Annotated in this window: 7 protein-coding genes; all 7 read right to left on the minus strand. The window is 46.6% G+C overall.

Annotated features, from left to right (window positions below; all coding sequences use genetic code 11):
• Nucleotides 1–322: 322 nt before the first annotated feature.
• A complete protein-coding gene (locus tag DWV53_RS08980) occupies nucleotides 323–1,381 on the minus strand; it encodes a glycoside hydrolase family 43 protein (protein ID WP_118153023.1) in 1,059 nt (352 codons plus the stop codon).
• A gap of 283 nt (nucleotides 1,382–1,664) precedes the next feature.
• Nucleotides 1,665–3,008 carry a glutamate synthase subunit beta gene (locus tag DWV53_RS08990; protein WP_006848361.1) on the minus strand — a complete coding sequence of 448 codons (1,344 nt, stop codon included), beginning with the start codon at nucleotides 3,006–3,008 and terminating at the stop codon, nucleotides 1,665–1,667.
• Nucleotides 3,009–3,027: 19 nt separating this feature from the next.
• Nucleotides 3,028–7,551, minus strand: a complete 4,524-nt coding sequence (gene gltB / locus DWV53_RS08995) for a glutamate synthase large subunit (protein ID WP_118153025.1) — start codon at nucleotides 7,549–7,551, stop codon at nucleotides 3,028–3,030.
• 81 nt (nucleotides 7,552–7,632) lie between these two features.
• Nucleotides 7,633–9,420, minus strand: a complete 1,788-nt coding sequence (gene asnB, locus DWV53_RS09000; protein WP_118153027.1) for an asparagine synthase B — start codon at nucleotides 9,418–9,420, stop codon at nucleotides 7,633–7,635.
• Nucleotides 9,421–9,910: 490 nt separating this feature from the next.
• Nucleotides 9,911–10,630 carry a hypothetical protein gene (locus tag DWV53_RS09005; protein WP_118153028.1) on the minus strand — a complete coding sequence of 240 codons (720 nt, stop codon included), beginning with the start codon at nucleotides 10,628–10,630 and terminating at the stop codon, nucleotides 9,911–9,913.
• A gap of 202 nt (nucleotides 10,631–10,832) precedes the next feature.
• Entirely contained in the window at nucleotides 10,833–12,095 is a 1,263-nt protein-coding gene (locus tag DWV53_RS09010; RefSeq protein ID WP_118153030.1) for an ammonium transporter, read from the minus strand.
• 165 nt (nucleotides 12,096–12,260) lie between these two features.
• The gene (locus DWV53_RS09015) at nucleotides 12,261–12,617 is read right to left on the minus strand and encodes a P-II family nitrogen regulator (protein WP_006848366.1); all 357 of its coding nucleotides are present in this window, start codon (nucleotides 12,615–12,617) and stop codon (nucleotides 12,261–12,263) included.
• Nucleotides 12,618–12,943 lie beyond the last annotated feature (326 nt).

Raw genomic sequence — 12,943 nt, forward strand, 5'->3', positions numbered from 1 at the left:
TAACTATTTTCCATTCCACCAAATCTTTTCGCAAAAAAGTTCAGATTTTAGCCAAAATTTAACACATATAAACAATTAAACTCACTTTAAAGACTATTTTTCCCCATTACCGAGGATTACATAAAACAACATTTCAACTTAGCAAATACACCTGTGAAAGATTTTACTAGGATCATGTTGAATAGAGAGATATGCATATAAATTTTGCTTTACATATTATAATGTACGCGCGCACAATCATATTTTTTCTATCTTATCTAAACCAAACAAGCATAAATCCCTTAAATATTCTATACGGCTATGCACTTAACAATAAATCCACTTATTTTTCTATATTTTTTAATTCTTGGTTCCATTTCAGGAGCATTTTGTACTCTTTCTTGGTAATTCTCATGAAACTGCCATGCTGAGGAGCCGTAACTCCCTTAATGTCCACAGGATCAGAGAAATTACGAAGATACTTATCTGCCTTGCAGATACGGTAATGCTTAGGATGATCACTATATTGGATGTAAGCCACACGCCAAGTATCATCACCAATAAGCTGGAAGGCAGAACTTCCCTCTGTCAGTTTACTTCCCTCGAAACTTACGAAGTCATCATCGACAGGAGCGCTCCAACCATGATTGAGATATTTGCTGGTAGCAGTGAAGATACCTCTCTTTCCACCCTCTTTCTTAATGAGCATGTGATAGAGACCATCGCTCTTCAGGAAATTGATATCGGCATCGATGGTAGCATACCCCCAGTCGAAGAGTAGCTTAGGAGTGGTGAGTTTGGTAAAGGTCTTGTCAGCATAGCTGTAATACATGCGGTCGTACTTCTCCTCAGCACGGTTAAGCATGGAATAGTAAATCATGTATCCGCCCTTCTCACCGTTTTCCCAACAATAGTCAGGATCCCAGAAAATCTGAGGTGCCCATACACGGTTGATGGTGCTCCAGTCCTTATAAGGAGATGTAGCTGTGGCAGCATCGCAGAAGTTCTGCATGCCCTTGCGGAAATCGAAGGTAACGCTGGTCCAGTTCTTCAAATCCTTACTCTTCAGGAGATCGATGCCATAGTTGTCCCATTTGTGGCTCTTGCGCACGCACATATCGGTGGTAACCATGATGTATCCTTTTCCATTGTACATACGGGTGATGTAGGCATCACGGGTTCCGCCTTCAATGCGGGCATGCTCTTCTGGATTGAAGATAGGGTTGCCATCATTGATGTCCTGATAGTTGTAGCCATCACGGGAAATGGCATAGGCTGTCCACTCCCCCTTATCGCTCATGTGACAATAGAGATAACCATAATCTCCCTTTACAAGATTCTGTGCTGTCATTGGCATAAAGGCAGCCAATGCCAAAAGAACGGTTGATAATTTCTTTTTCATTTTCTGTTATTTCCTTAGTTTAATTATTATTAGTCGAAATATTGAGTGCAAATTTACACTTTATATTTGGGAATGCCAAATTATTAATGAAAATATGGAGAGAAATCACGAATAAAACCCTTTTTTGTTGATTATTATTCATAGGACAGGCGATGGAACTGCCTGGAACGGGTGCGGAACGAGAGTGATGAGGGCGGAACGAGGGAGAAGAAGAAAGAAAAAAGGGAGGAAAACCTCATCACTGAGGTCAACCTCCCTACACTTATAGTTAAAAATAACCGATTTATTTGTTCAGGAACTTATCTACCTGGGCAGCAATCTTTCTGCCGCTTGCCATGGCGCGTACTACCAGAGAGGCACCGCTTGCTGCATCGCCAGCCACGAATACATTCTCAGCAAATTCAGGCTGCTGTGGCTTCAGGAAGCCCATGGCCAGAAATACGGCCTCTGCCTTGATAATCTCCGGTTCGCCAGCCTCTACCATCAACGGGCGACCACCCTCTGGGTTTGGTTTCCAGTCGATAGGCTGAACCTTCACACCTGTCAGTTTGCCGTTTTTTCCCAGGAACTCCAGAGAGTTGATGTTCCAGCGACGGGTGCATCCTTCCTCATGACTGGAAGTTGTCTTCAGGGTGCGAGGCCAGTTTGGCCAAGGATTCTTAGGATCCTCTGGGCCTTCCACTGGCTTAGGCATGATTTCAATCTGAGTTACACTCTTGCAACCCTGACGATGAGCCGTACCGATACAGTCGGAACCTGTATCACCACCACCGATTACCAATACATCCTTGCCCTTGCAGTTAACCAGTTCGTCCTTAGAGAACTCCATACCTGCGAGGATACGGTTCTGCTGAGAAAGCAGCTCGAGGGCGAAATAAACACCCTTCAATTCTCTTCCAGGAATTTTCAGGTCGCGGGCAGTAGGAGTACCCGTAGATACCACATAGGCATCGAAGCCTTCTGGCAACTTGGTAACATCAATCTGCTGATTGTATCTGAACTCGATGCCCTCTTCTTCGAGAAGACGAAGACGGCGGTCGATGATGCTCTTGTTGAGCTTGAAGTTTGGAATACCATAACGCAACAGACCACCGGCATTCTCACGTGCCTCAAAGACTGTTACCTTATATCCCTTGTGGTTCAACTGATTGGCAGCAACCAATCCTGCAGGACCGGCACCGATGACAGCCACGGTCTTGCCATTACGCTCAGGAATCTCAACATGTACATAATCCTCTGAGAAGGCGTGCTCCACGATGGCGCACTCATCCTCACGGTTGGTGGTTGGCTCATGATCCATGAGATTCAATACACACGCCTTCTCGCAGAGTGCAGGACAGATGCGTCCTGTGAACTCAGGGAAGTCGTTGGTGGAATTGAGGAGGCGGTAAGCCTGCTCCCAGTCGCCCTTGTAGAGGGCATCATTCCACTCCGGTGCCTTGTTGCCCAGCGGACAAGCCCAGTGGCAGAAAGGCACACCACAATCCATGCAACGTGAAGCCTGCTGTCGGCGATCGTTGCTATTCAATGTCTGTTCTACCTCGCTGAAGTCGAGGATTCTATCGTGAATTGGTCTATAACCTGCTTCCTTGCGAGGTATAGTCAAAAATGCTTTTGGATTTCCCATCTTTTTTCTAATTTTAAAATTAGTAATCTCGCTGCATATCCGCAATCTTCTGCTGCAACTTCTTTACCTGCTCCTCCTGGAGAACTCGCTTGTACTCGATTGGCACTACCTGGATGAAATCCTCTACGTAGTGGTTCCAGTCGTCGAGCATGGTACGGGCAAGCTTACTGCCAGTGTAGAGATAATGCTGACGGATCAGCTCATGCAACTCCTTGCGATAGGTACTGTCCTCCACGAGGTTGATCTCCACCATATCCATGTTACAGAAGTAATCGAAGTTGTGGTTCTTATCCCATACGTAGGCAACACCACCACTCATACCAGCGGCGAAGTTACGGCCAGTTTCACCGAGCACTACTACTCTACCGCCCGTCATGTACTCGCAGCAGTGGTCGCCAGCACCCTCAATCACGGCGATGGCACCGGAGTTACGAACACCGAAGCGCTCGCCTACCTTACCATTGATATACAACTCACCGCTTGTGGCACCATACAAACCAGTGTTACCGGCGATGATGTTATCCTCAGCAGAGAAGTTGCTGCGGATAGGAGGAAGGATGGAAACACGACCTCCTGAAAGTCCCTTGGCGAAATAGTCATTGGTCTCACCTTCGAGCTTGAAATCCACTCCCTTAACCAAGAAGGCACCGAAGCTCTGACCTGCAGAACCCTTGAACTTCACGTTCACGGTCTTGTCTGGAAGACCCGCCTCACCATATTTCTCGGCAATCATACCGCTCAGCATCACACCGGCAGCACGATCGGTATTCTTGATGGCAAAATCGAGGTTCACCTCTTCCTGGTTCTCGATGGCACGCTGTGCACCACGAATCAACTGCTGGTCGAGTACATTGTCGAGGTCATGAATCTGCTCGGTAGTATGATAGAGCGAGCAATGACCTGTCTCACGATGCAAGAGACGAGAGAAATCGAGCAAGTCGGCCTTCTCCTTGATGCTCTTGGCCACCTCTGGCTCTACGGCATCCGAACCCTCGGTAGGAACAATCTCCTCATCCTTCTTGCGGATGATGAGCTCGGTATGACCGATGATATCGTTCAATGAGGTGTAACCCATCTCTGCCAGATACTCACGAACCTCCTCAGCGAGGAAGCGGAAGTAGTTGATAAGATACTTGTAGCTGCCACGGAAGTGCGCACGGAGCTTAGGATCCTGTGTGGCAACACCCATAGGACAGGTATTCAGGTTACACTTACGCATCATGACACAACCCAATACGATGAGGGCGGCAGTACCGAAACTGAATTCCTCAGCACCGAGCAAAGCCATGAGGATGATGTCACGACCGCTCTTCAACTGACCATCCACCTGGAGACGAACCTGTCCACGAAGACCGTTCTTCACCAGAGTCTGCTGGGTTTCAGAAAGTCCAATTTCAGGAGAGATACCAGCGAAACGCATACTTGATGCAGGGCTGGCACCTGTACCACCCTCAGCACCAGAGATAACGATGAGGTCGGCCTTTGCCTTAGCCACACCGGCAGCGATGGTACCCACACCACTCTCAGCAACCAACTTCACAGAGATAGCCGCCTTAGGGTTTACATTCTTGAGGTCGAAGATGAGCTGAGCCAAATCCTCGATACTGTAGATATCGTGATGAGGTGGAGGAGAAATCAAGCTGATGCCAGGGATAGAGTGACGGGTCTTGGCGATGACCTCGTTAACCTTGAAGCCAGGCAACTGACCACCCTCACCCGGTTTAGCACCCTGTGCCACCTTGATCTGGATTTCCTCTGCATTTACCAAATATTCTGTAGTCACACCGAATCGACCGGAAGCCACCTGCTTAGTTTTGCTTGAGAGGCTGATGCCATCCTGTGTAGAATGGAATCGCTCGTTATCCTCACCACCTTCACCGGTATTGCTTCGGGCACCGAGGGCGTTCATGGCGAGTGCCATTGCCTCGTGAGCCTCTTTGGAGAGGGCACCGAAACTCATCGCACCGGTAACGAAGTGCTTCACGATTTCCTCTACCGGCTCCACCTTATCTATAGAGATAGGATTCTTGCGGAAGGTGAAGAAGTCGCGGATGAAGATAGGCTCCTGCTTATCGTCAACGAGATGTGTATATTTCTTGAAGAGATCATAATCGCCCTTGCGGGTTGCGAGCTGCAGGGTGGCGATGGTCTCTGGGTTCCAAGCGTGCTTGATACCGTCCTTGCGGTAGTGGAACTGTCCCATACTTGGCAGGAACTCGAGCTTCTTGGTCTCGAATGCCTTGTCGTGCAGGCGGATGGCATCACGGGCGATGGTCTCGAGTCCGATACCGCCGATGGTGCTCACCTCTGTTCCGAAGTAGCTCTTCAGGAGGCTCTCGCTCAAACCGATGCTCTCGAAGATCTTGGCTCCACGATAGCTTCGGATGGTAGAAATACCCATCTTAGCCATAATCTTGAACAAGCCCTTCTTCACAGCCTTGATGTAGTTCTGCTCGGCTGTATGGTAATCCTCCTGAATCTTTCCCTTCTTTACAAGGTCGTCGAGGATGGCGTATGTCAAGTATGGACAGAGGGCTGATGCACCGTAACCCAACAGGAGGGCTGCATGCATTACCTCACGAATCTCACCGCTCTCTACGATGAGGGCAGTCTGCACACGCTTGCCGGCATCAATCAGATAATGATGTACGGCACTCACGGCGAGCAGAGATGGAATGGCGGCATGGGTCTCATCCACGCCACGGTCGCTCAAGATGATGTAGTTGTAACCATCATCCACGCTCTGTGCTGCCTGCTTGCAGAGCTCATCCAGAGCCTCATGCAGTCCTTCTTCGCCCTTGGCGGTTTCGAAGAGCATGTGGAGTTTTACTGTATTAAATCCCTTGTAGCGGATATTTTGAAGGATATCCAGCTGAGTATTGGTCAGGATAGGATGTGGCAAGCGAACCATCTTGCAGTTGCTCTCGTCTGGGTTCAGAATGCCGGAACCTACTCTACCGATATACTCGGTAAGACTCATCACGAGGTTCTCACGGATAGAGTCGATGGCAGGGTTGGTAACCTGAGCAAACTGCTGACGGAAGTAGTTGAAGAAAATCTGTGGCTGGTCGGAAAGCACAGCAAGCGGAGTATCATTACCCATAGAAGCAGTAGGTTCCTGACCCTTGGTAGCCATTGGGATGATAGTACCGTCGATATCTTCCTCGCCAAAACCGAATTCCAATTCCTTGCGAGTGAGGTTGTCCACACCATTTTCCACCTTACGGCCACTGCGAAGTTTCTCCAGTTCAATACGATTGGTGTTCAACCACTGGCGATATGGATGCTGGGCAGCCAGACGCTCCTTGATTTCACCATCGTAGTAGATCTTACCCTCCTGTGTATCGATGAGGAGAATCTTACCAGGCTGCAGACGACCCTTCTCGGCAATCTCAGTAGGATCGAAATCCATCACACCTACCTCAGATGCGACTACCATCATATCGTTCTTGGTGATGGTGTAGCGGGCAGGACGCAGGCCATTTCTATCGAGCATACCACCGGCATAACGGCCATCGCTGAAGAGCAGGGCGGCAGGACCATCCCATGGCTCCATCAGGATAGAGTGGTACTCATAGAATGCCTTCAGATCCTCAGAGATAGGATTCTTGTCGTTGAAGCTCTCAGGCACCATCACAGCCATGGCATGAGGCAATGACAGACCGCTCATCACGAAGAACTCAAATACATTGTCGAGGCTGGCAGAGTCACTCATATCAGGCTGGACGATAGGAGAAATCTCACGGATATCGCCCAAAGCCTCGCTGCTCAACACACTCTCACGAGCCTTCATCCAGGCACGGTTACCACGGATGGTGTTAATCTCACCATTGTGGGCAAGGAGACGGAATGGCTGAGCCAGACTCCATGTTGGGAAGGTGTTGGTAGAGAAGCGGGAGTGAACCAGAGCCAGACCGCTTGTGAAATAATTATTGGTCAAGTCAGGATAATATTGGCGCAACTGGAGGCTGCTCAACATACCCTTATATACGATGTTCGAATTAGACAACGAACAAATATAGAAATCAGGATCGCTGACACGTTTCTCAATACGTTTACGGATAAGATAGAGGGTGCGCTCAAAGACAGGCACCTTATCATCTGTAACACCTGTGATAAACACCTGTTTGATAGCTGGTTCGTTGCTCAAAGCAGCCTCACCCAAACAATCAGGGTTAGTAGGCACATTGCGAAGATGCATCAGCTGCAATCCCTCGCGTTCAATTTCCTCAATCATGATGGAGAGAATATCCTGCTGTTTCTTCTCATCCTTAGGCAAGAAGACGAGACCCGTACCATATTTACCTTTTTCTGGCACTGGGATACCCTGAAGAAGAATAAACTCATGTGGAATCTGGAGCATGATACCGGCACCATCACCCGTCTTGTTATCGGCACCCTCTGCACCACGATGACGCATGTTCTCGAGTACCTTCAAGGCGTTATCAACCAGCTCATGACTCTTGTTACCGTGGATATTCACCACCATACCTACGCCACACGCATCGTGCTCATAGGCTGAACTGTACAATCCTTTTTCCATTTCTTGTTCGTTTTATATCGGTTATTTCTAACTATTTTTATTACTTAAATATGAAGTGCAAAGTGATTCTTCACTCTTCACTTATTTATACGCCTGTTCGTGAACTCCCGCCACGGCTCTGCCGCTAGGGTCGTTCTGGTTCTTGAAAGAGGCATCCCAGGCAAGGGCTTCGGCTGTAGAACATGCTACGCTAGGAACGCTAGGTACGCTCTTGGCAGCGCTGTCGCTTGGGAAATGCTCGGCGAAGATAGAACGATAATAATACTCCTCCTTATTCTGTGGAGGGTTGATAGGGAATCGCTCAGCAGCATGCGCCATCTGCTCATCGCTGACGGCAGATGCGGTAATCTGCTTCAGGGTATCAATCCATGAATAGCCCACACCATCGGAGAACTGCTCCTTCTGTCGCCATGCCACTTCTTCTGGAAGCAAATCGGCAAATGCCTCACGAACCACCTTCTTCTCGATGGTCTTATCCGGACACATCTTCAAAACCGGGTTCATACCCATCGCTACATCCAGGAACTCCTTGTCGAGGAAAGGCACACGGCCCTCGATGCCCCATGCAGCCAAACTCTTGTTGGCTCTCAAACAATCGTAGAGATAGAGTTTACCCAACTTTCGTACGGTTTCCTCATGGAATGCCTTGGCATCCGGTGCCTTGTGGAAGTAGAGATAACCTCCGAATACCTCGTCGGCTCCCTCACCGGAAAGCACCATCTTAATACCCATGCTTCGGATGACTCTCGCTAAAAGATACATCGGGGTAGATGCACGGACGGTGGTCACATCGTAGGTCTCGATAAAATAAATGACATCACGGATAGCATCCAGACCTTCCTGAATGGTATAGTTGATTTCGTGATGCACAGTTCCGATGTGTTCGGCAACCAAACGTGCCTTTGCCAGATCAGGCGCACCCTTCAAACCAACAGCGAAGGAGTGCAGACGTGGCCAATAAGCCTTGGTCTCTCCCCCATTTTCCACACGGGTAGAAGAATATTTCTCGGCTACGGCTGAAATGACAGAAGAATCAAGACCACCACTGAGAAGAATACCATAAGGAACATCACTCATCAACTGACGTTTGACAGAAGCCTCCAAAGCATCATGAATCTCTTTCACTGCCACTTTCTCCTGAGGTTCAGCATCCTTCAGCTGTTCTTCAGCCTTCTTGTCATCATCAATCTGATATTTTTTCTGCATGGCAGCATACTCAAACCAATCGCGTGTATAGTATCGCTTCATGCCAGGGTTCTTGCTATAATAATAATGACCTGGGAGGAATGGCTCGTAGTGGTCGCACTGACCTTCCAGAGCCTTCAACTCGCTTGCCACCAGCACCTTTCCATCTTTATCATAACCGATATAAAGAGGAATGACTCCGATAGGGTCGCGGGCGATGAGAAACTCATCACGTTCGGCATCGTAAAGGGCGAAGGCAAAGATACCGTTCAGCTCTTCAAGCATCTTGGAGATACGGGCGTGGAGCGCATCCTCACCTTTATATATTAAGGAATCAAAGTCGGAATCTGCTCGCATCTCACGATAGAGAGAAAGAATCACCTCACAGTCGGAACCGGTCTGATACTGGTATTTGCCGGCAAAACGAGCACGGATGTCCTGATGATTATAAATCTCACCGTTTACGGCAAGCACCTGTTTTTTGTCTGGTGCAAACAAAGGTTGGCGACCACTTTCAGGGTCTACAATACTCAGACGCTCATGTGCCAGGATAGCTGAACCACCACAGTAGATTCCACTCCAGTCTGGTCCGCGATGGCGAATCTTCTGGCTCATACGAAGCGCTTGCTGTCGCAATTCAGGAGTCTGCTCCTGAATATTGAAGATAGATACGATTCCACACATAAATCTTTTCCTTTCTTTTACGGTTATTTTTAACTCTTGTTCTCTCTTATTCACCTTGGCATGTCCAATCCATTCTTTTAGGAGCAAACCAAGCAAAAGCAAAGTTTAAAATTACTTTTTGCTATGTTTCGGGTGCAAAATTACAACTTTTTGTTAGAATAAAGAAAAGATTAGTAGCATTTTGTCTTTACTTTATCACAACAATAACATATTAACGCATATTAGATTAAAACATATAATAAACTGAAAAGAAAAATATACTATTTAATTACAATCTGTAAAATACAATCATTTTTAAGATAAACAAAGCGTATCCAGGGCATATTATACGCTCATAGATATGCAGTAAAACATCCAGGGAATTATACACAGTTTCTTACCCCCATATCATACAAAGAAATGCCGATAGCTCTTTGACGGAACTATCGGCATTTAAAATAAAAACTTAAACCTACCAACGTAAGATTATATCGAAAAACCTAAGAGCCTATTATGGCTGCAAGGTAAAACCTACTACCAGGTAAGCTTTTTCGGTGCTAGGGTTAGCAGCTACCTGAGCGAAGACTGGAACAGAGAAAGAATCTGTAATCTTCAAATCCTTGGTAGCTTTCAGTGAAACATTGGCAACTGCAAAACCATTGGCATCACCATAGAAAGATGTTGCAAATGGAACTGCGCCTATACTTGCTGCCCAATCACAACCGCCCAACTTGAATGGGGCTGTAGCCTCAACATATGAAGAATAAGCACGGTCACCATCCTTATTTAATCCATCATTGCCTGCAAAGTTGGTGTACCAGTTCAAGGCAACTGGACCAAAGTCATAACCTACATTTGCCTCAAAAACATGAGAAGTTTCATGTGCCTTATAGGCGAAATACTTCTCGTTAGGAGAGTTGAACCAGTAATCGGTCACGCCGATATGGAAACCACCGGTTTCATAAGCCAAGGTAAGGTCAAACTCCTTAGTATCCTCTGGCTGAGAGATACCTACACTTCCCCAAGCTGTCAGAGACAAGCCCTTGTAACCAATACCGAGTGTTGGCTGCAGAGAGACTTCTCCCAGTGACTGACCACGCCAGTAATACTGGTTTACAACATCTGCAGCGATTGTAGTTTCAACCTCATCCTGAGCAGAAGCAGCAGGAGCAAAAGCAACCAAACCAAGTGCAAGGGCACCCATTTTCTTTATATCAAAAATCTTCTTCATATTCTCTTATTTTTATGTGATACATTTTTGTTTTTAAAAGTTTCGGCAGCAAAGGTACTGCAAATCGAAGACAATACAAAATAAATCGCGATTTATTTATATTGTTGAGATGCAGCGTACCTTGTTCAAAGGTACTAATTATAACTCTGCTCGCCAAAACTTCTGCTGAAAAATCTCTCTCGCTCGTTATATGAAAGCATCTTTAGTTGTAGCAACTCTCACCATGCTCGTAGATATCGAGACCTTCTTCCTCGATTCGCTTATCAACACGGAGACCAGCAATCTTCTTGATACCCCAGAAGAGGATGATACCTGTTACGGCTGCCCAAAGGTCGATGCAGAGGATACCGAAGCACTGAGCACCGAAGAATCCGAAGCCACCACCATAGAAGGCGCCACCATCAAGGGCGAAAAGACCAGTCATCAAGGTACCGAAGATACCGCATACACCATGAACTGAACTTGCACCAACAGGATCATCAATATGAAGCTTGGTATCAATGAACTCGATAGAGAATACCAAGATGATACCTGCCAAGAGACCGATGATGGCAGAACCCAATGGACTAACCAAGTCGCAACCAGCGGTGATAGCTACCAAACCAGCCAGAATACCGTTCAATGTCAATGAGAACGAAGGTTTGCCATACTTAATCCAAGAGGTGAACATAGTACCGAGACCACCACAAACGGCAGCCAAGTTGGTTGTCAGGAATACGTGACTGATAGCAACACGGTTAACCTCACCAGAAGCAGCAAGCTGAGAACCAGGGTTGAAACCGAACCAGCCGAACCAGAGGATGAATACGCCCAGGGCAGCAGCCATGAGGTTGTGACCAGGGATAGCCGTACTCTTGCCGTTGCGATACTTACCCAGACGAGGACCTAAGCAGATAGCACCAACCAAGGCAAGTACACCACCAACACTATGTACGATGGCAGAACCTGCGAAATCATGGAAGGCTGCACCGAAGGTGTTCATCATGAACGAACCTGCCTCGCTGTTGCAAAGCCAACCGCCACCCCATGTCCAGTGACCCTCTACAGGATAGATAATCAATGAAATGAAGAATGAGTAAACGCAGTACATGGAGAACTTGGTACGTTCTGCCATAGCACCTGAAACGATGGTAGCACTAGTAGCGCAGAATACGGTTTCAAACATTAGGAAGCCTTCAGTAGGAAGACCGGCTGCATTTGTATAGAAAGACAAATCCCCGAAGTTAGGCATACCGATGAAACCGGCGCCATCGCTACCAAACATAAATCCGAAACCTACGAACCAGAAGAGAACGGAACCGATCATAAAATCGACAAAGTTCTTAAACAAGATGTTCGCTGTATTTTTACTACGGGTAAAGCCCGCCTCGCAGAGGGCAAATCCCGGCTGCATGAAAAAGACCAACATGGCTGCCAAGAGCATCCATACGGTATCTACTGAAATTCCTAAATCCTGTACACTCATAATCTTTTTACTGTTTAGTGTGTAGTGTTTAATGTTTAATTGGCATGCGCCCTCACTACACAAGATTCATAAAATTTTAAGAAAACGTTTAATGTTAGCCATCAAAGCCGTGCTTATGCTACCCCTCTAAGTAAACATTAAGCACTAAACATAAAACACTAATCACTATTTCTCCTGCTCAGCATTATAGAGAGCGATGTCGCCTCTTTCACCTGTACGGATTCTTACGGTATCTTCGACAGGAATTACAAAGATTCGACCATCACCTATCTCGCCTGTACGGGCAGCCTCCTGGATGGCATTAATCGTTTTCTCTACATTCTTGTCGCGCACGACAACATTCAGCAACACTCGCTCGATACTGCTGGTATCATACATGACACCACGGTAGATTCGAGCCTGTCTCATCTTGCCCTCTCCTCTTACATCGTAGTAAGAGAACCACTCGATGTCGGCGGCAAGCAAAGCTTCTTTTACATCCTCAAACTTAGTCTTACGGATGATTGCTTCAATCTTTTTCATGTTAATCTCTCCTATTAATTAATTTACATTTTGTTTATTTTCTGGCGCAAAGGTACGACATTTTGTTTAATATTTCATAATATTACTTACTTTTTGGTATTAATATTTTTATTTAGTTATTATTTTGCATAGTTCTTTTTAAAATACAGAACAAAATGAAAGCAAATTACACATTATTCGTTTCATTTTGAAACAAGCAATAAAAAAGCCGCTTGAAAGGCCTAAATGCCCCCTCAAGCGACAAACCTAAAGACAAACTCTCAACCCTAAAACTAGGGGCACTTTATTATTTACTGAACTTTCGCATATCAGGAAGTTCAGTTAAA

This window comes from Segatella copri (assembly GCF_003465495.1).
Lineage (GTDB): Bacteria > Bacteroidota > Bacteroidia > Bacteroidales > Bacteroidaceae > Prevotella > Prevotella copri_G.